Source organism: Lactobacillus johnsonii ATCC 33200 (assembly GCF_000159355.1).
Classification (GTDB): Bacteria; Bacillota; Bacilli; order Lactobacillales; family Lactobacillaceae; genus Lactobacillus; species Lactobacillus johnsonii.
The window spans coordinates 416,847-437,703 of record NZ_GG670120.1 but is presented as its reverse complement, the minus strand read 5'-3'; the positions used below and the strand labels follow the sequence as shown (position 1 = coordinate 437,703).

The window sequence follows — 20,857 nt, the reverse complement described above, 5'->3', positions numbered from 1 at the left end:
TATTTTTTACAAGTAAATAATAATACTTCTTGGTAGAATTGTAAACATTATTGTTTTTTATTATCTTAATTTTATTGATTGGCCAATACTAATACTATCAGCTGACTCTAAATCATTAATTTGCTCTAAGTGGTGCACTGAAGTGTTATTTTCACGGGCAATCTTTGATAAAGAATCTCCCTCTTGCACAGTGTAAGATCTTGGTGCCTCATGTTGTGAAGAACTACTTCCACCATTGTTTTGCCAAGTATTTTGATTAGTTTGAGTCGAGTTTTGAGTTGATTGTTGGCTTTGATCTTGAGTAGTAGTTTGACTAGCACTAGATTCATAAGATTGGCTACTACTGCTTTGACTAACCTGACTACTTTGAGATTCTGACTGACTAACAACAGCTGATGTTGTATCTTGAGATTGACTTGAAGAACTTTCTTCTTCTCTTCTCACACTGCTACTCTTAGACTTACTCTTCTTAGAAGAGCTGTGCTTACTCTTTTTACTTTTAGTCTTGTGAGACTTAGAAGATGAGCTTTTTGAAACCTTAACGCTCTTTTCAGCTAAGTTATTAGAGTTTGCGTGCAATCTTGAAGAAACAATCGGAATTAATGCAATGATAATTATTGCAACAATAATCAATCCAGCCCAGAGCTGACTATGATGTGGACCTTTTGGACTGCCTTCTGATTGAGTAGATTTTCTAGAAGTAACTTCTGGCTCTGCTTCTGGTTCTGACTCCCGATGATGCATTGCCCTTCTAGATGTTTTAGGACGCTCAAAATGCTTGTAAGGGCCTTTTGGTTCTTTATTGTCCTGAGATTTATTTTCCTTCATTCAAAAGTCCTCCAAATTATAGATTATTAGTTTTATTTTATCATAGCTTTTAATAAAGCGTTAGTCGGCTAAGTGATTTAAACGAAAGACCTCTTCATTCGTTAATTCACGATACTCGCCCGAATTTAATGACTTTAAAGTTAAAAAGGCATATTTTTCACGAGCTAATTTCTCTACAAAGTGATGTACTGCTTCAAACATTCTCTTAACTTGGTGGTAGTGACCCTCATGGATAGTCAATTGAACAATTTGAGTCTTCTTTTTCTCATCAGTCTTTAAAATCTTTAGCTTAGCTGGTGCACTCTTTCGTCCATCAATACGCACACCATGAGTAAGAGAGCGAATCTCTTCGGGAGAAAGAATCCCTTTAATCTTTGCTACATAAACCTTTGGCACTTCGTTACGTGGGTGCATTAATTTATTTGCTAATTCACCATCGTTTGTCATTAATAATAAGCCAGATGTATCGTAATCAAGACGCCCTACTGGATAAAGGCGATATGGTACATCTTCAAAGAAATCAACCACTGTCTTTCTTCCTTTGTCATCGCTTACTGAAGAAATGACACCACGTGGTTTATAAAACAAGTATGTATGAAGCGCTTCTTTTTCAATTGGAACTCCATTTACTTCAATCTTGTCGCTAGGTTCAACTTTTGTTCCTAGTTCAGTAACTTTTTTACCATTAACAGTTACTTGTCCTGCTGTAATCATCTTTTCAGCCTTACGTCTTGAGGCAATTCCTGCCTGCGCAATTACTTTTTGTAATCTTTCAGCCATTTTACTCACCCTCATCAAAATTAATTTCTTTATTTCTACTATCGTCCTGATTAAATAGGTTCACAGGATTATCATCTGCTTCAAATTCTTCAATTACTGGTAAATCAGCCAAACTTTCATAGTTAAAGTACTGTAAAAAGTAATCGGTCGTTACATATAAGTTAGGATGGCCTGGGACATCCTTTTTTCCATCTACTTTGATTAATCCACGCCAAACCAAAGTTTGCAGCGCACCTGCTGAGTTAACTCCTCTTAAGTCATCAATTTCAACTCGCGTAATTGGTTGTCGATATGCAATAATCGACAAAATTTCAAGTGCTGACTGACTTAGATTCTTAGATAGATCTTTTTGGAAAAATTTAGAAATAATATCTCCGCATTTCGGACTAGTCGTTAACTTATAAGTTTGGTTGATACAAATTAACTGCAAACCTGAATTTTTATCATTTTTCAATCGGTCCTTAAGATGATTAGCTAATTCTCTTAGAGCAGCTGGAGAAATTTCTAACAACTGTAGTAAATTCTCAGTTTCTAAACCATCATCCCCCGCTGCATAAAGTAAGGCTTCTAATTCTGCTTCTTTACTTGCCATTAATCTCAACTTTCTCTAACTCTAGATCACCAAAATCTCTATTTTGCTTTACTACAATTTTATGATCACGACATAATTCTAAAACTGCTAGGAATAAACCAATTACTTGATCAAGATCTTGAAAGTTTTTAATACAATCAAAAAAACTAGTCGATCTTTTCTTTTGTAACCTGTTTTTTAAAAAGCTTGTCATTTCTTCAATTGAAGTCTCGTGAACCTCAATTTTTCCAACTTGTGGCTTTCTCAGTTTGAATCGCTCTAAAACCACTTTAAAAGTATTTGCAAGTTCATCACTTGTAATTTCTCCTAAAGGAAGTGGTTCAATCTCTTTTTTAGGGGAAACAGATGGATCCTTTGCCACTGTAATTGGCATTTCTTCATCTCTTTTTTTTAAGTATTCGGCAATTCTTTGAAAGACTGAGTACTGGACTAGTTGCTCAACAAGTTCAGTACGTGGATCTTCTTGATACTGATCTTCCTCAATAAAGTCATTTTTAGGAAGTAAATATTGAGACTTAATTCTAAGTAATGTTGACGCCATCACAAAATACTCTCCAGCAATTTGTAAGTCCAAAGTTTGCCAGCGAGCTAAATTAGCTAAATATTGTCCCGTAATTTTTGCAATTGGAATATCATATATATCTATTTTTTGCGACCTAATTAAGTGTAAAAGTAAATCTAATGGTCCCGTAAAATTAGGAAGATCTAAAGTTAATTCATCAACATTATTCATCAGTTTTATTTTCCTTTAAATAATTTAATAAAGATGCCCAATTAGGTAAGGCAGTAATCATTTTATCAGGATAAAGATGCTTTAGGTCATTCATTACCAATTGCTTTGTTTTTTCATCACGCATTGTTGGATCAAGAGATAAATAGCGAATAATAATAAACTCTTTCTCTTCTTGAATACCGACAATACCGCGAGCATTACCATCTTGTTGATAGATAAGAACCTCGAATTGATTGGAATCACTAGTATACAGTTTCATCTCTTCTTGCAGATTCTTAATATTTTTAAAATCTGGGAGATAAGATAAATATCCCATTACAGTTTTTTCGTAATCTTTTTTATATTTGCTGATCATAATAATTAGGCACGTGGATGTGCTTGATTGTAAACCTCCAAAATATGTTTCTGCGTCAGATTAGTATAAATCTGCGTAGTTGTAATATCACTATGGCCCAAGATTTCTTGAACCACTCTTAAATCCGCCCCATTTTCTAATAAATGAGTCGCAAAAGTATGTCTAAGAGTATGTGGTGTAACATTTTTGGTTATTCCGATAAGTTGACAATATTTTTTTATCTTTTGCCAAACAGCTTGTCTCGTCAATTGATGACCATGATTATTTAGGAAAATCACATCAGTAAATTGACCGCTTTTTAAGACTTGATTCTCCCGGACATCTTTTTGATATTTCTCTAACCATGATAAAGCAACTTCGGTAATCGGAACAAGACGTTCTTTTGATCCTTTACCAAGAACTCTAATAATTTTTAACTCACTGTGAATATCGCCAGTACGTAAATTAATTAACTCACTAACCCGCATTCCAGTTGCATAGAGCACTTCAAGCATAGCTCGATCTCTAATCCCCAAACTAGTATTAGTATCAGGAGCATCCAACAATTTAGTAACTTCTTCCTCACTAAGAGCTGTCGGCAATCTACGTTCGCTTTTAGGTGAATCAATTTTAACTAAAGGATCACGTTCAATTATATCTTGCCGCAAAAGCCATTGATAAAATTTTCGTAAGCTAGAGATCATTCTACTGATTGAAGTTGTGGCTTTTCCCTTATCTTTTTGTGTTGCAAGAAAAGAATCAACTACTAGATAATCAACTTCCCAACTTGTCTCATTCTGATCTTCTAAATAACTTAAATATTCTTCTAAATCAGTTCGGTAAGAAACAATTGTATTGGGACTTAAGCCACGTTCTACTTGACTAAATCGTAAATAATCTTCTAAATTATCCTTCATTATCTGTGTCTGAGTCATCTTTTTCTACCAAGCTAATTGTTCCTGCATCTTTATCTTCAGTAATTAAACCATCCTTTAATAAATGTCCCAAGGCACGTTTAAAAGCTGATTTAGAAATACCAAAGTGATTTTTAATCTCTTGGGCATCACTCTTATCGTAAAATGGTAGAGTTTTTGTAGCTTCACGACGTAAACTTACTAAGATCATTTGTGCGTCATCGTCAATTTCTTCAAATCCACGAGGAAGAACACTTAAGTTCAATCTACCATATTGACTAACTCCAATTACACGTCCCTTAATCTTTTGACCTAGTCGTAATGGACGAAACATTTCAGACTTATGAACAAAGGCTAAGTAGTACTGATCAGTAATTACAAAGGAACCTACTTCATAATTTCTATAAACAGTTCCGGACATATTTTTATTCTCTAAATGTGCTGGAAAATTAGCAGCTAATTGCTCAAAGACGCTTTCTTCAGCCATTTTAGCCCAAATACGCTCTTTTTCATCAGTTTCAAGACGTACTAATAAGCGATCGTCTTTCTTTGGCCATTGATCCTTTTCAAGTGGAAGATCATCTAAAGATACGACAACATCTTTGTCGTTCAAACCAATATCTAAGAAAACACCCAAGTCACGGCGCACTTCTGTTACAGTTGCCCAACCATACTGATCTTTTTGAGCAAAAGGATAAAATTGTGTCATTTCTTTCTTTTTATCCTTATTTTCATAAATAAAGCCTTGTACTTCAACACCTAAATGGATTGGTTCATCTTGTGTAATTTCTATTTTCTTTAATTCAAAAGTTACTCCTTCAACCTGCACATAAAAAGCAGATTCATTTTCATCAGTAACTTTTCCTTTTCTTATTTCACCTAACATAATAGCGCCTCAATCCTTTTATTTTGTCTATTATCTTATAGTATAAGGAAAAAAAGACAAAAATAAAATAGCCAGCTTTCGCTGACTATTTTAATAAGCTATTTAATTCAGATTAAAGGTTAGTTGCTTCGCCTTGGTAAACAGCACCGCGACGAGCATCAACAGTAATCTTAGAACCATCCTTGATCTTTTCTACTGCATCAGTAGCACCAACGATAACTGGGATACCAAGTGAAAGACCAACAACAGCTGCGTGGCTAGTTAAACCAGAAGCTTCAACTACCATACCTGAAGCCTTCTTGATTGCTGGTAAGTAATCCTTATTAGTAGTCTTAGCAACTAAGATGTCACCATCTTGAACTTTGCTGTTAGCTTCTTCAGCAGAAGTTGCAACTACAGCTTTACCAATAACTGATTGTTCACCAACACCTAAACCTTTAACAAGTTGGGTACCGATTAATTGTAACTTCATCAAGTTAGTAGTACCAGTTTCGCCCAAAGGAACACCAGCAACGATAATTACTAAGTCGCCGTCTTTTGCAAGACCAGTTTCTTTAGCAAGTTCAGCTGCCTTTTCAAACATTTCTTCAGTAGATTTAGGCTTTTCAGTCAACATTGGCTTTACACCCCAAACAACACCTAATGAGTGTTGAATCTTGTCATTGAAAGTCATAGCAATAATATCAGCGTTTGGACGGTACTTAGAAATCATACGTGCAGTGTAACCAGATTCAGTTGCTGCAATAATAGTCTTAACGCCCAATTCTTCAGCAGTTCTAACAACTGATTCACCGATAGCTTCAGTAACGTTTGAACCCTTGTATTCTTCGAATCTTTGAAGAGCTAAATTGTTACGTTTAGCAAGTTGCTTTTCAGTACGCATGTCGATTTCAGCCATAGCCTTAACAGCTTTAACTGGGTAAAGACCGTTTGCAGATTCACCTGAAAGCATAGTTGCGTCAGTACCATCAAGAACAGCGTTTGCAACGTCAGTAACTTCGGCACGAGTAGGACGTGGGTTTTCTTGCATTGAGTCAAGCATTTGAGTAGCAGTAATAACTGGCTTACCTAAAGCGTTACATCTCTTGATCAATTCTTTTTGTACAAATGGAACATTGATAAATGGAATTTCAACACCCATGTCACCACGAGCAACCATTAAACCATCAGAAACCTTTAAGATTTCGTCGATGTTGTCAATACCCTCTTGTGATTCAATCTTAGGGAAGATCTTTACGTATTCACAATGTGCTTCTTCAAGCAATTGACGAATGTCAAGAACATCTTGTGCTTTACGAACGAATGAAGCAAAGATGAAGTTGATACCTTCCTTCAAACCGAACTTAATATCGTTAGTATCTTTTTCAGTGATACCTGGGAGGCGGATTTCAACGCCAGGAGCGTTAACACCCTTCTTAGAACCGATTAAACCAGTGTTTTGAGCTTCACAAACTAATTCTCTCTTAGCGTCATCTTTGTCCTTAATCAAAAGGTCAACTAAACCATCATCGATTAATACGTGACCACCAACGTGAGTATCGTCGTAAAGACCATCGTAGGTAACGTGGATCATGTCCTTGTTACCCTTCTTAGTGTCGTCCATAGAAATACGGATAGTGTCACCAGTGTTAATAGTGAACTTGCCGCCTTCTTGTTCAGTAGTTCTAATTTCGGCACCCTTAGTATCAAGAGCAATGCCAAGAAGTTTACCAGTCTTCTTTTCAACCTCACGAACCATGTTCATACGTGCACGGTGTTCTTCGTGGTCACCGTGTGAGAAGTTGAAACGGAATACGTTTGCACCTGCTTCAGCTAATTTAGTAATAGTCTCAATATCGTTTGAGGCTGGCCCTAAAGTACTAACAATTTTAGTTTTCTTCATCTTGAAAAAATCTCCTATAATACAAAATCAAAAACTACTTGGCTAAGTCTTTGTTTAATGAGTATAACGCATAATTACCGTGGTGTTTCGCATCAAACAAATCAAGAATATCATGGTGAGTAAGCTTGTTGTTTTCCATACCAACAGCTAAGCCGCCTTTACCTTCAAGTAATAACTTAACAGCGTAGGCACCCATTTCACTTGCTATTACACGGTCACGCATTGTTGGGCTTCCGCCACGTTGCATATGGCCCAATACATTAGCACGAGCGTCAAAGTCACCATATTTAAGAAGTTCATCCTTAAATTTTTCAGCGTCCATAACACCTTCAGCTAAAACAACGATTCCATGTTTCTTACCATTAGCAAATCCTTGCTTCAAGTTTTCAGCAATTTCCTTAATGTCATAAGGTTCTTCTGGAATAACAATTGCGTCAGCACCGGTAGCAACACCAACGTGCATTGCGATATCCCCACAATCACGACCCATAACATTTACAACAAATACACGTTGGTGACTTGTTGCAGTGTCACGAATCTTATCAATGGCTTCCATTGCAGTACTACATGCAGTGTCAAAACCAATTGTATAATCAGTATAAGGAATATCGTTGTCAATTGAACCAGGAAGACCAATAGCATTATAGCCATGTCTTGTAAGCTTCAATGCACCGTGGTAAGAACCGTCACCACCAATGACAACTAAAGCATCGATTCCGTGCTTCTTTAATTGTTCGATTCCCTTAAGTTGAACTTCTTCTTCCTTAAATTCTGGGAAACGAGCTGAATAAAGAAAAGTACCGCCGCGGCTAATTTTATCCGCAACTGTTTCAGAAGTCATTTGGAAAATATCACCAGCAACTAAACCAGCATATCCATAACGAATTCCGCAAACTTCGATACCGTTTGCCAAAGCTGTACGAGTAACAGCTCTAATGGCAGCGTTCATACCAGGGGCATCTCCACCACTAGTTAAAATACCAATCCGTTTCATGAATTCACCTCTACGATTTTCTGTGTTTTACTCACATCGGTTTTATCGTACCATTTTTTTTACTCAATGTCTTCAAAAAAAAGCCTATTTTTTCACTAATAATCCTTATAAAATAAATGTTTTCGCTTTCAACCTTATTATGCTCTCTTTTGCTTGCTTTCAAAAAAATTGAATTAATCTTTAAAATTAACTTGCCGAGCATTAGAAAGTAGAAATTGAATTTTGTTAGGGTTAAAACGATCACTTTGTGTCCTAACTTGAAGTAAATATATCTCACCAATCTTCAAGTTCTCACCTACTTTTTCCCAGACTTGAGGAAAAATAGTAAAGTCTCTCTCACCACTAGTATCACTAAAAACAGCAAAAGCCATATTATCACCTTTTTTTGTGGTAATTGGTTTAACCTTCATTAACTTTCCAACTGCAATTCCTTGTTCATTACTCTCAAAAACTTGTAATCGTTTTGCATTAAACTTTCGAGCATATTTTTGAACCGCAATAATCGGATTAATGCCAGTACTAAAACCCATAGCTTCAACTTCCATCGCTGATTTTTCAGCTGCAGTTGGCATTTTTTCTTCTTCTACTTTAGGCTCTAATGTTTCGAATAACGATAAATTTGAGCCTGCCATTTTTACACTCTCAACTAAATCTTTATTTATTTTTAACAGCTCATTTCTATTAGGAGCTAGTCGATCAAAAGTTCCTGCCTTGATTAAATTTTCGACCGCGCCTGCACTCAGCAAATTATTATCTATTTTCCAGAGAAAATCGGTCATCGACTTAATTGGACGCTTAATTTCTAAAATTTGCTTTAATAAGTCGCTTCTTAATCCTCGAATTGCCTTTAATCCGACTAAAATTTTTCCATTCTCTAATGAAAAATCTGCCTTACTATTTTCAATATCAGGTGGCAAAATCTTAATTCCAGCTTCTTGAGCTTGCATTAGGTATTGAGCAATTTTATTTCGATTACCCATATTGCTGTTTAACAAAGCTAAATAAAAGGCTCCTGGATAATGCACTTTAAAATAAGCAAGCCAAAAAGCAATCTTACTGTAGGCAACGGCATGAGAACGATTAAATCCATAATTAGCAAACTGTGCAATGTAGTCATAAACTTTTTCAGCAGTTTCCTTTTTACGGCCTAATTTAATTGCACCTTCAATAAACTTAGCTCGTTCACGTTGAATTACCTCTGCATTTTTCTTAGACATTGCACGTCTTAAAAGATCAGCCTCTCCTAAAGAAAAACCTGCTAGAACTTGAGCTGTCTGCATAACTTGCTCTTGATAAACTAAAACTCCATAGGTAGTACCTAAAATTTTCTTTAAACTAGGGTCAGGATATTGAACCCTTTCTTTTCCATGCTTTCTATTGATGAAATGATCAATATTATTTATTGGACCGGGCCGGTATAAGGCATTAACTGCAACAATATCTTCAAAACTATCTGGATGAAGTTGTTCAAGGACACGTTTAATTCCATCAGATTCAAACTGGAACACTGCATCCGTGTCCCCGCGTTGAAACAAGGCAAGTGTTTCTTGATCATCTAAGGGAATTTGGTTAGGATCGATGTCAATTCCATCCGCTCTTAAAGCTGCAACAATATTCCCTAAAATCGTTAAATTTCTTAATCCCAAGAAGTCAATCTTTAACAAACCTAGTGATTCAACATTAAATTTTGTCTGTTGAGTTACGGGAATTCCTAGGGGACCTGCTTGAAGTCCTACGATTTCAGCCAGGGAATCATCAGTAATTACTAAACCAGCCGCATGAATTGAATAGTGCCTTGGTAAATTTTCTAAATGCTCGGCGGTCGCAAATAAAATTTTACTCAATTCATTCGTATTCACTAATAGCTGCAATTCTTTTGATTTTTGATAGGCCTCAGCTAAGGTGATTTTTCCCTTAGAGTGCGGAATGGCATCTAACCAACGATAGGTTTCGACCTTATTTAATCCAAAAACACGACAAACATCTTTTAAAACCTGCTTTGCCGCTAAAGTACCAAACGTTAAAATCTGTGCCGCATGATTCATCCCGTACTTTTCAAACATGTACTTAATTATTTCATCCCGACGATTGTCTGGAATATCTAAGTCAATATCAGGCATTTGCTGCCGGGCCGGATTTAAGAAACGTTCAAACAGCAAATTATATTCAATTGGATCCACTTCAGTAATTCTAAGGGCATAAGAAACAAGAGATCCAGCTGCTGATCCTCTCCCCGGTCCTGTTGTAATATGGACACTATGAGCAAAATTCATTACATCCCACACAATAAGAAAATAATCATCAAATCCCATTTCATTAATTACTTGTAATTCATAATCAAGTCTTTTTTGATATTGAGCGGGAATTTGATTATTAAATCTTTTTGCAAGACCCTCTTGAGCTAAAGCATGCAAATATTCTTTTGAAGTAGGAAACTTATTTTGTTTAAATTTGGGTAATTGCGGATCTTGAAATTTGATTTCTGCAGTACAGATTTTTCCAATTTTTTCTGCGTTCTCCAATGCATCTTCAATATCAAACTTCCGATAACTTACCTGCAATTCTTCACTATTTTTCAAATAGTGTGATCCAGCTTGTTTAGCTAGCTGTTCTATATTTTCTAAATGAGTATTAGTTTTAATTGCTTGAAGTGTACGTCTTAAAAATTGCTCATTACGGTTAAGGTACTGTCCATCTTCTACAGCAGTTAGAGGTAAGCTAAATTGTGTAGCCAGTGAGCTAATATAATTTATATATTCTTGCTGTCCCGAATCCGCATAGACTCCCAAATACATGGAAGATGAGCTCGGAAGAGAATCTTGCAGCTTTCGTAAATAATTTGCTCCCATTTTAGGATTATTAGTTTGCAACATTTTTAGTTCACTATGTAGATTGCTTGGAGTAATTAGAATTAAATGGCCGAGATATTTTTTTAAATCTTCGAAAGTTAAAACATTTTCTTTTTCGCCATTTTCAGTTAAAAGATTAACTGCACTAGATAAACGTAAAATATTTTTATATCCCTGGTCATCTTTTGCAATTACAATGAGATCATACTTATTAGCTTCATCAATTAAACCATTAATTCTAAGTTGCATCCCTAGTAAAGGTTTAATTCCGGTATCTTTTGCTGCCTTATAAAAATCGACTAGGCCATAAGTAATATTGATATCGGTTAAAGCAATCGCAGAATAGCCTTTTTTCTTAGCATTTTCAGCTAAATTTTTAACTTTAGTTGGACTCTCAAGTAGAGTAAAACTGCTTAAATTTTGTAAACTAACCGCTCCCATATACTCACCCTTTCTGATAATTTAAGTATAGCAAATTCTACTATCTTCGCTTGCTAAAACATCTTATTTTTGCTAAGATACCTAGCGAAAGAAGGAGAAATTATGCGCTACATTATTACAGTGATTTGGTCATGCATTTTTTGCGAAATTATCGGTTTTATTGCTGCATCTCTAACTCAGATGCAATTTAATCCTATGCAATCTTTGATTATTGGCGCAGTCTTTGGCTTGCTCTTCGCAATTATCATTCCTGCCATTACTGCCAAAAGTTACAAAGATAAAAGTAAATATAGCAAACTATAATTGAATTAAATTTGAATATTATAAAAAGCTGTTTCTTAATTGAAACAGCTTTTTTTCTTAGTAAAATATATAATTCTTACTTGTATCTACTTTAATATCGTCATGAGTTAAGTACTCACTAAACATTTGAACATAATCTTGGTCAAAAATCTTTTCAATTTTATCCATACTGTAAGCTGGATAGAAACCTCCACCTAGAGCACGATAATTGTTTACGGCCAACTTATAAACCTTGTCATCTTCAAGATCTTTACCATCTAAAGTCACCTTAGTCAATCTTTGACCCACTGGCTTAGATAAATCAGCTTCGTACTTAACAGGATAGAAAAGATCAAAATGATATAGCATTGGTTTTGGTGTAATCCAGCGATCGATAAATTCAATTTTACCGTCTTTATCTTTTTCTAAGAAACCAGCTGAATATTCAATGATTTCCTTTAATTCTTTTCCGGTAAGGTTAACAATGCAAAGCTGATTTGCGTATGGATAATTAAGCAAAACTTCTCTCATGGTAACATTCTTTGAAAATCCATGAGCTGATTCTGACATAATTGCAGTAGCTGAAACATCTGCACCAGTAAACCAAAGCTGCATTTGCTGGATAAGGTTAATGAATGGAGCTCCCTCAATTCTACCCTTAATGGCATCCTCAATTGGAGCAGGCTTAGATAAGTGAGCAATTGGTTGATCTAGCCACTTTTGCGTCTCTTCATCAAGGCTCTTAACAATCTTTTCAATAGCTGGATCAGGAGCATAGTCTTTACTATCAATTAATTCAGTAGTCATCTCATTAATCTTGACCTTGCCTTTTTCATCCTTGTCAAAATCAATAACTACTTTACCAACAGCTTCTCCTCGATATCCGGGTTGAACAATTGCAGTATCGCGAGTAACTAAGTTTAAGCGACGATGTTGGTGTCCAGTTAAAAAGACATCAATTTCAGGAATTTCAGTTAAAATCTTGTAGCCTTCATTCTCGCCAGTATGTGGCTCAGTTGCTTCTCCAGTCAAAGGATCACTTTCAAAGCCACCATGATACATAGCACAAAGAATATCAACTTGTGGACGTAATTTCTTAGCTAATTTAGAAAGTACATCATAGCCAGAGACAAACTTTAATCCTTTGATATGATCTTCTGATTCCCAATGAGAAATATATTGGGTAGTGATTCCCATAATTCCTATTTTCAGACCAGCCTTTTCAATAATAGTGTATTCTTTACCAAAAAAAGGCACATTAGTTTCTGCATCTAAAACATTATCATTAATAAATGGAGCACGGTTATTATCAACGTAATATGACAAGTAGTCTAATCCATAATTAAAATCATGGTTACCTAATGCACGTGCATCATAGCCTACTTCGTTATAAGCTTCAGTAAATTTACGTAATCCTTCTTCTTCAGGAAGTTTTTGTGTAAAGCTAGCCAAAGGAGATCCTTGCAAACAATCTCCACTGTCTGTAACTAACACATTATCTGCGCCGTATTTTTCTTTTTCACTTTTTACGACACTGCTTACCCGGCTAAGTGAAATTGGTGCATCATAATTGTTTTTATCTTGATAATCAGTTGGCATTAAAAAGCCATGCGTATCACTTGAGTGTAAAATAACTAGTTTCATTAATACCTATTCCTTTAATCAAAAATTATATAAAAAAAGACACCCCACGGTGTCTTTAATTAATCGTTATTTTGTTGCTTGTTTTCGTTAGCAACTTGACGGCCTTTGTAAAAGCCCTTTGGTGAAACGCGGTGGCTTAAACGGTATTCACCAGTAGTAGCATCGTAATGCATTGCTGGTGTGGTTAATTTAATATGACCACGACGTGAACGTTTCTTTTGCTTAGAAGTTTTTCTTGCAGGAACTGCCATTAGTTAGATCTCCTTTTTTATAGAATTGAGACTTGCGAACCTTTAAATAAACAAATTCACTAAATACTCACGTATTTCAATGATACAATCTAAGAGCTGATAAATCAAGTCCAATCTTATTTTGTAGCTTCAGAATTATTAACTTTTTTTAATTCAGCTATTTGTTTATCTCTAGATTCAATTTCACTCCGATATTTATTATCTAATTCTTTCTTCTGTTTTGCTAGTGCTTTTTTGACATCAGGAGAAACTTTTTCACCTTTACCAATCAAAAGTGATACTAATGCACCTAATAGAAGCATAATCACTAAGACGATGATTAAAGGCATTTTAGGTTGGAAAAAGCCAAAATTAATTGCTACTGGTTCAGTATTGAGGCATGCAAAAATCACAAGCACTAAAACGATAATTAGTCCAATTACTAAATTTCTTTGCTTATTCATCATTCTTCCCTACTTTCTGCTAGCAAACTTTAGACTTGCCCAGTCACCAATACGAGGAAAAATTTGGTAAAGCTTTGCTAAGGTAGCTAAGCTTAGAGGTAGATTCAATTCACGACGGTTAGAACCAAAGAAGTGGACTACTTGCCAAGCTACATCATCTGGATCAAGCATGAAACGTTGAACATTATTCACGTAAGAACCACTTTCATCAGCAATATTAAAGAAATTAGTATAAACTGGTCCAGGATTTACTGTCATGACCTTAACACCAAAAGGTTTCAATTCTAAACGTAAAACATTTGAAAATTGAATAATAGCCGCCTTATTAGCACTGTAAGCTGCAGTCTTAGTAGTTGGTACAATTCCAGCAATTGAGCCAAAATTAATAATTTGCCCTTGCTTTTGATCGATCATGACACGCGCAACAAGACGAGTTAAGTACATCAAACCTAAAACATTGGTTTGAAACATTTCAGTCACCACTTGAGGTGAAGTCTCTAAAAATTCTTTAAAGACACCAAAACCCGCTGCATTGACAAGATAATCAATATGGTCAACATGACTAACAATTTCATTAAAGGCACGATCAATTTGATCAGCTTTGCTAATATCTGTTGGAAATACATATACTTCATTTCCAGAAAGCTGACGTGCTTCGTTGGCAATTTCTTCTAACTTATCTTGATGACGTGCCATCAAAATAACTGTTGCACCACGACTTGCACTTTCTAAAGCAATTGAGCGTCCAATACCACTAGAAGCTCCTGTAACTACTACGACTTTATCCCTTAATGAATTACTCATATTATTATCCCCTCAATGTGATTTCAAAATTATCTAGATCATTAGCTAAGTGAGTATGTTTAAAAATCTTTCTAGCATCATGTTCTAATTGTCTACCCGCTCTTCCAGTATAGCGAGCAGAAATGTGAGTTAAATAAAGCTCTCCAACATTATGATCTCGAGCAACTCGAGCTGCATCCAAGCAAGTTGAATGGAAATAGCGATGGGCCATTTTTTCTTCTCCACCATCAAATGTTGATTCATGAACTAGAACATCGGCGTTATCTGCTAATTCACCAATATTTTTTGTTGGCCGAGTATCATAAATAATTGTCACAATTCGTCCTGGACGCTCTTTTCCAAGAAAATCACGTCCATCTAGTTTTTGACCATCACTTAATGTGATTGTTTTTCCGGCCTTTAATTGACCAAGAAGCGGTCCATTAGGCACATTGTATTCTGCCACTTTATCCATTAATAATTCACCTGGACGTGGCTTTTCAACTACACGAAAGCCAAAACTCGGTACTCGGTGATCTAAACGAGCTGTGTAGACCGCAAAAATATCATTTTCAAAAATTAAGCCATCTTCTTTTAAAACCACATACTTAATCGGATATGATACGCGAGTTTTAGAAACTCTTAGAGAAGTTTGTACAAATTGTTCAATACCAGCTGGTCCATAAATTGTTAGTGGACCACCATCGCCTTGAAAAGAACGAGATGAGAGAAAACCTGGAAGTCCAAAAATATGGTCACCATGAGTATGTGAAATAAAGATTCGCGTTACTTTTCTAGGTCTAATGTTAGTCTTTAAAATTTGATGCTGCGTTGCTTCTCCCACATCAAATAGCCATACTTCATTTAATTCATCTAATAACTTTAGTGCGGTACAAGAAACATTTCTACTTTTTGATGGTTGCCCCGCACTTGTTCCTAAAAATTGTATTTCCATGAAAACCCTATTTCTAATATTTTCCTTCAGTAACTAAAACTTTAGTTATATAGGCACAATAAAACTTCGATCCTTCTGGAGTTGGATGTGTATGATCATCGTAGAACCAATCTGGATGACTACTAGCAAACTCATGCCACTTAATAATTGTTAAGTTTGGATATTTTTTCATTGCTGCATCTAGTTCACCATTAACTTGATCTTGCCAATCACGCGTTGGCACATGAGTATTAACCCAAAAAACATGTCTCTTTGGACCAATAATTTGCATTAAGTGATCAAGTTCTTTTGGTTCAAAGGCTCCGTTTGTTCCTAAGCCAATTAACACATTATCATTTAAAGCACCCTTTGCTTTGTATTGTTCAAAAAGTGGAATAGTATCACCCAATTGTCTAGAAATAGCTGCATCAATAATTAAATGTGGCATCAATTTTTGTAAGTTTTGGCTAGATCCAGCCATTACTGAGTCTCCAATTGCAGTCACCTGAATTTTTTGTGCTAGTTGTAAATCAACTTGAGAAATTCCGTATTTTTCAAAGTCTTTGTTTACTGGTTTGGTATCTGCTGCTTTCTTAGCTTGTTTTATAAGATCTGCTTTTGAAGTTGGTGCTTTTTTCTTTCTAGACTGAGCTTCCTTAATTAATTTTTTATTACTCTTTAGCTGCTTACTCCGATTTGATTTAATTTGCTTAGCTAGTTGAGAGTGATTTGGATTTTCCGTTTTGACAGTTGGCGCTTTTAAAATTCCAAAACTACCTAGAATAAAAACTATTATCCCTGTTGCAAAAAGTATCTTTGCTTGATAGTGCTTTGCTCGTAAATTTAAGGCCTTAGTTAAGAATTGACGAACTTTTTCCCAATCAATTCGACCAAATGGTTTTTCAATAAAGCGATAACTAAGTTCAGCAATTATCAAAATTAAAATAACTTCGATTGAATGATATAAAACCACATGATCGGCAATATCTTTAACCTTATCTTCAAAGAAAATCATTACTGGAAATTGATACAAGTAAATTCCATATGAACGTGACCCAATCCATTTAAATACTGGATTAGTTAACCACTTGTTCCAGCTACTGCCTGGATGAGCAATGATTCCAACAAAAATCGTTGTTACTAGTGAAAATAAGAACATCCCTCCACGATAAGCAAATGCTTTTTGTGGATTAAAAATTGGACTCGTTGCCATTAGTAAGATAGCTACTAATGATATAGCTCCCACAATATTTAAGAGCCAATGATTTCTTTTTTCTAGATTTGCATTTAACTTCCAAGTTGGCCAAAAAACTGCTAGCATTGCCCCCAAACCTAGAGAGAAGAATCTTGTATCCGTCCCATAGTAAATTCTACTTGTATCAACACCTGGTTTAAATAAAAATGCCATCTCTAAAGCAGAAAATAAAGTTAAGGCTGTAATAATCCAAAAAATTGTTTTTTTATTTTTAGCGAACTTAACTAGCAAAAAGATTATTAGGGGCCAAATAATGTAAAATTGACCTTCAATTGACATAGTCCATAAATGAACAAATGGTGATTCATTAGCTGCAAATCGTTCAAAATAACTTTGTCCATTCTTTATCTGCCAAAAGTTATAGACGTTCAGTAAATTAGTAACGACTATTTGATTCAACTTAGCTAGAAGATTCTGCTGAAAAAGTAAGATATAGGCACTACATCCCCACAACAGTGTAATCATTTGAGGGTATAATTTTTTGATTCGTCTAATGTAGAAAGATTTGAAATTATACTCTCCCCGCTCCTCATAGGCATGAAACATATGGTCTGTAACTAAATAACCCGATAATACTAAAAATATTGGTACTCCTAAATATCCACCCATGAACTGGTTTGGATTAAGGTGATATAGAATTACTCCAATAACAGCTAGAGCACGAAGTCCGGCATAACCTGTAATAAAGCGGTTCTTTTTATTCAAAAGTCTTACTCCCAACTTTTTAAAATTTTCTAATCTACAAATTCAAAAGTAAAGTCAGCTATTGAAACATCGTCGCCAGTTACTGCTCCATTTTCTCTTAAAGCTTCATCTACACCCAAGCGCTTTAATTTACGAGCTAGAAGCATAATTCCATCAGTATGGTCAAGGTTAGTTCTTTGAACAAGACGCTCTAACTTATTGCCTGTAACAACAAAGCTGTGTTCGCCTGTTCTTTCAACCTTAAAGCCTTCATCTTCTGGTTTCTTATAAACATATTCTTTTTCGGCAACTTTAATTTCTGCTGGTTTTTCAGCTTCTTCTTTAGCAACTTCTTCAACAAGATCTGCGGTCTTACCCATTAGTTCACTAACACCTTTATGGGTAACACTAGAAATAGGATAGACAGTTTTATCTCCTAGTTTCTTCTTAAATTCCGCAAATTTTTCTTCACTACCAGGAATATCCATTTGTGTTGCTACAATAATTTCTTTCTTGGTAGTTAAATCCTTAGTGTAGCCTGCTAATTCCTTACGAATTGTCTCATAGTCTTCATAAGCATCACGGCCATTGTTTGGATCCATTGAAACTAAGTGTAAGATTACTTTTGTACGTTCAACATGACGCAAGAATTGAATTCCAAGTCCAACACCTTTTGAAGCACCTTCAATTAATCCTGGTAGGTCAGCCATTGAAAAATCACGACCATCTGGAAGAACAACCATTCCTAAGTTAGGAGTTAAAGTTGTAAATTCATAAGCGGCAATCTTTGGCTTAGCCTTAGTTACAACGGATAACAAGGTTGACTTACCAACAGATGGGAATCCTACTAGCCCTACATCAGCTAAGACCTTTAATTCCAAGCGTAAAGTACGGAATTCTCCCGGTTCACCATTTTCGGCAATTTCTGGAGCGGTTCTTGTTGGAGTGGCAAAGTGAATATTACCTCTACCGCCTTTTCCTCCGTGAGCTACTACCAATTCTTGACCATTTTCAACTAAGTCGCCCAAAAGCTCGCCAGTATTAAAATCATAGACACTTGTTCCCATCGGAACTTTTAATCTTACGTCTTTAGCTCCGCGGCCATATTGTGATTTAATACGACCATTTTCACCGTTATCTGCCTTAAACTTACGTCTAAAGCGGAAATCCATTAAGGTTCTTAAGCCGGAGTCAGCAACTAAAATAATACTGCCTCCGCGGCCTCCGTCTCCACCTGCTGGTCCACCAAGTGGAACATATTTTTCATGTCGAAAAGCAACGGCACCGTCGCCGCCCTTTCCTGCTTGTACATCTATTTTTGTTTGGTCGACAAACATTATGTGCGCCTCCTTTATATATCAATTTATAATTAAAAATTTCCTTAAAGTTTCTTAACTATAATACCATATCAAGCCCCATTAAATCAGGTCTTTTATTGGTTAATTTATAAACTCAATTTTACAGTTTGTGCTTGCGGAAGAGTTAGACCAGCTTCTCTTAATTCATCCACTGATGCTTCTTTAATTTTCTTTAAAGAACCGAACTTTCTTAGGAGCTTATTTCTAGATTTTGGCCCAATGCCCTTAATTTCATCTAATTTACTTGAAAGAGCATTTTTGGCATGAGTTCTTCTATGAAAAGTAATTGCAAAGCGGTGAACTTCATCCTGAATTCTAGTCATTAAGTAAAATCCCTCAGATTTTGGATCTAAAGGAATTAACTTTAATTCTTCTCCCTTCGTAGGATCACCAAAAATCAAGTGATTAGTTCGGTGATGATCATCCTTTACCATTCCGGCAACAGGAATGTTTACATTCAATTCATTTCTTAACACATCCAAACAAGCTTCAACTTGAATCTGACCACCATCCATTAAAATAAGATCTGGCATTTTTTTATGTTCTTTTAAAAGTCGACTGTATCGTCTTCTAACTACTTCACGGGTGTTTCCTACTTCATCAGCCGCATTTTGATGTTCAACTTCACCCTTTAATTTGTATTTACGATATTCATGTTTATCAGCTTCACCATCAGTAAATACTACCAAAGCAGAAACAGGATCAGCTCCCTGAATATGAGAGTGGTCAAAACTTTCAATTCGATGTCCATACGGCAGCCCTAAAGCGTCAAAAATTTCTTTTTGTGCCCCCTTAGTTTTACGATTGCCGAGTTCTAAGAGGCGGAATTTTTCATCTAATTTCAACTTAGCATTGTCATGAGCCATTTCTAACAAGGCTTTCTTTTGACCACGTTGTGGTGTTCTTACTGGTACCTTTAGTACTTCAGATAAAGATTCATTATCAATTCCAGCCGGTACTAAAACTTCTTTTGGTAAAACACGATTACGCTGTCCATAAAATTGAGCAATGAAGGAAACAAAGGCATCTTGTGGATCATTAGTATCAGTTAAAGGAAATAGTCTTGTTTCACGACGTAATAACTTAGCCTGTCTTAAAAAGAAAATTTGGATTGAAATCCAAGATTTATCAACGTAAAAATTAAAGATATCCCGTTGAGTATGATCATTAGAAATAATCTTTTGTTTCTCAACAGTTTGTTCAATATATTTCAATTGATCCCTAATTTCAGCAGCACGTTCAAATTCTAGATCCATTGAAGCTTGTGTCATTTTTTCTGTCAGATCTTGCTTAACCTGGGTGATGTCTCCATTTAAAAATCGCTTTATCTTTCTAATCTGAGCATCATAAGTACTCTTTGGCACCTCCTTAAAGCAAGCTCCCAAACATTGTCCCATGTGATAGTAAAGACAGGGACGTCCTTGATGACCGGTACATCTTCTTAGGGGCCAGACTTTTTGAATAAATTTCAAAGTTGCTTGCGCCGCATAAACATTTGGATAAGGTCCAAAATAGTAACCGTGATCCTTATGAACAATTGATGTCAATCGTGTTTGCGGATCACGTTCATTAGTAATTTCAATGTAAGGATAGCCTGTGCCTTGCTTTAATTGGACATTATAGTAAGGCTGATATTTTTTGATTAGTGTAATTTCTAACAAAAAAGATTCCTTATCGGATGAGACAGTAATGATATCAAAATCACGTATTTCACGTACAAGTTCAGCACGTCTCCCCACCTGTTTACTTTTAAAATAGGAACGAACGCGGTTCTTTAAGTTTTTAGACTTTCCCACATAAATCACATTGCCATTAATATCTTTCATTAAGTAGCAGCCTGGCTTATCGGGCAAAAGTTTTAATTTATTTTCAATATGTTCCGTTGCCATAAATTATTTTTCCTTCCTATTAAAATTCCCATAGTATTTTATCACGTTCCTTCTTAAAACCAAGTAAGATGACTTTTTTGTTTACTCAATCCTTCATTTTC

The 20,857-nt window shown here is 35.6% G+C and carries 19 protein-coding genes; 1 reads left to right on the top strand and 18 read right to left on the bottom strand.

What is annotated here, in order from left to right; genetic code table 11:
* Positions 1–60: 60 nt before the first annotated feature.
* The 10 genes from HMPREF0528_RS02185 to HMPREF0528_RS02140 all read right to left on the bottom strand — a co-directional run bounded on the left by HMPREF0528_RS02185 (position 61) and on the right by HMPREF0528_RS02140 (position 11,233).
* A complete protein-coding gene (locus tag HMPREF0528_RS02185; protein WP_004894492.1) occupies positions 61–828 on the bottom strand; it encodes a LysM peptidoglycan-binding domain-containing protein in 768 nt (255 codons plus the stop codon).
* A 60-nt stretch (positions 829–888) separates the two neighbouring features.
* The gene (locus tag HMPREF0528_RS02180) at positions 889–1,608 is read right to left on the bottom strand and encodes a pseudouridine synthase (RefSeq protein ID WP_023599665.1); all 720 of its coding nucleotides are present in this window, start codon (positions 1,606–1,608) and stop codon (positions 889–891) included.
* A gap of 1 nt (position 1,609) precedes the next feature.
* Entirely contained in the window at positions 1,610–2,200 is a 591-nt protein-coding gene (gene scpB / locus HMPREF0528_RS02175; RefSeq protein ID WP_004894489.1) for an SMC-Scp complex subunit ScpB, read from the bottom strand.
* Positions 2,190–2,933, bottom strand: a complete 744-nt coding sequence (locus HMPREF0528_RS02170) for a segregation and condensation protein A (protein ID WP_004894487.1) — start codon at positions 2,931–2,933, stop codon at positions 2,190–2,192. Before HMPREF0528_RS02170 ends, scpB begins: the two co-directional genes overlap by 11 nt.
* Positions 2,926–3,288 carry a hypothetical protein gene (locus tag HMPREF0528_RS02165; RefSeq protein ID WP_004894483.1) on the bottom strand — a complete coding sequence of 121 codons (363 nt, stop codon included), beginning with the start codon at positions 3,286–3,288 and terminating at the stop codon, positions 2,926–2,928. Before HMPREF0528_RS02165 ends, HMPREF0528_RS02170 begins: the two co-directional genes overlap by 8 nt.
* A 5-nt stretch (positions 3,289–3,293) precedes the next feature.
* Positions 3,294–4,184 (bottom strand): site-specific tyrosine recombinase XerD, encoded by an 891-nt coding sequence (xerD, locus tag HMPREF0528_RS02160; RefSeq protein ID WP_004894482.1) that lies wholly within the window; start codon positions 4,182–4,184, stop codon positions 3,294–3,296.
* Positions 4,174–5,067 (bottom strand): CvfB family protein, encoded by an 894-nt coding sequence (locus HMPREF0528_RS02155; RefSeq protein ID WP_004894479.1) that lies wholly within the window; start codon positions 5,065–5,067, stop codon positions 4,174–4,176. The genes xerD and HMPREF0528_RS02155 overlap by 11 nt, the downstream gene beginning before the upstream one ends.
* Before the next feature lie 112 nt (positions 5,068–5,179).
* Entirely contained in the window at positions 5,180–6,949 is a 1,770-nt protein-coding gene (pyk, locus tag HMPREF0528_RS02150) for a pyruvate kinase (protein ID WP_004894478.1), read from the bottom strand.
* 34 nt (positions 6,950–6,983) lie between these two features.
* Positions 6,984–7,943, bottom strand: a complete 960-nt coding sequence (gene pfkA / locus HMPREF0528_RS02145) for a 6-phosphofructokinase (RefSeq protein ID WP_004894473.1) — start codon at positions 7,941–7,943, stop codon at positions 6,984–6,986.
* Between the two features lie 173 nt (positions 7,944–8,116).
* Entirely contained in the window at positions 8,117–11,233 is a 3,117-nt protein-coding gene (locus HMPREF0528_RS02140) for a DNA polymerase III subunit alpha (protein ID WP_004894468.1), read from the bottom strand.
* A gap of 102 nt (positions 11,234–11,335) precedes the next feature.
* Between HMPREF0528_RS02140 and HMPREF0528_RS02135 the strand changes: the two genes are divergently transcribed.
* On the top strand, positions 11,336–11,536 hold the full coding sequence (locus HMPREF0528_RS02135) for a YjzD family protein (RefSeq protein ID WP_012846275.1): 201 nt from the start codon (positions 11,336–11,338) through the stop codon (positions 11,534–11,536).
* Between the two features lie 57 nt (positions 11,537–11,593).
* Here the strand turns inward: HMPREF0528_RS02135 and HMPREF0528_RS02130 are convergent, their stop codons facing one another.
* From HMPREF0528_RS02130 to uvrC, 8 genes are all read right to left on the bottom strand, one after another.
* The gene (locus HMPREF0528_RS02130) at positions 11,594–13,159 is read right to left on the bottom strand and encodes a bifunctional metallophosphatase/5'-nucleotidase (RefSeq protein WP_004894464.1); all 1,566 of its coding nucleotides are present in this window, start codon (positions 13,157–13,159) and stop codon (positions 11,594–11,596) included.
* A gap of 59 nt (positions 13,160–13,218) precedes the next feature.
* On the bottom strand, positions 13,219–13,410 hold the full coding sequence (rpmF, locus tag HMPREF0528_RS02125; protein ID WP_004894461.1) for a 50S ribosomal protein L32: 192 nt from the start codon (positions 13,408–13,410) through the stop codon (positions 13,219–13,221).
* Positions 13,411–13,526: 116 nt separating this feature from the next.
* Complete coding sequence (locus tag HMPREF0528_RS02120) at positions 13,527–13,853, bottom strand: lipopolysaccharide assembly protein LapA domain-containing protein (RefSeq protein ID WP_004897460.1); 327 nt, start codon at positions 13,851–13,853, stop codon at positions 13,527–13,529.
* Positions 13,854–13,862: 9 nt separating this feature from the next.
* Entirely contained in the window at positions 13,863–14,657 is a 795-nt protein-coding gene (locus HMPREF0528_RS02115; protein WP_004894457.1) for an SDR family NAD(P)-dependent oxidoreductase, read from the bottom strand.
* A 4-nt stretch (positions 14,658–14,661) separates the two neighbouring features.
* A complete protein-coding gene (gene rnz / locus HMPREF0528_RS02110) occupies positions 14,662–15,591 on the bottom strand; it encodes a ribonuclease Z (protein WP_004894456.1) in 930 nt (309 codons plus the stop codon).
* Positions 15,592–15,604: 13 nt separating this feature from the next.
* Positions 15,605–17,530: an acyltransferase family protein gene (locus HMPREF0528_RS02105; protein WP_034525067.1), complete on the bottom strand. Its 1,926-nt coding sequence runs from the start codon at positions 17,528–17,530 to the stop codon at positions 15,605–15,607.
* A gap of 29 nt (positions 17,531–17,559) precedes the next feature.
* Positions 17,560–18,846: a GTPase ObgE gene (gene obgE, locus HMPREF0528_RS02100; protein ID WP_004894451.1), complete on the bottom strand. Its 1,287-nt coding sequence runs from the start codon at positions 18,844–18,846 to the stop codon at positions 17,560–17,562.
* Positions 18,847–18,953: 107 nt separating this feature from the next.
* On the bottom strand, positions 18,954–20,756 hold the full coding sequence (gene uvrC / locus HMPREF0528_RS02095; protein ID WP_004894449.1) for an excinuclease ABC subunit UvrC: 1,803 nt from the start codon (positions 20,754–20,756) through the stop codon (positions 18,954–18,956).
* Positions 20,757–20,857 lie beyond the last annotated feature (101 nt).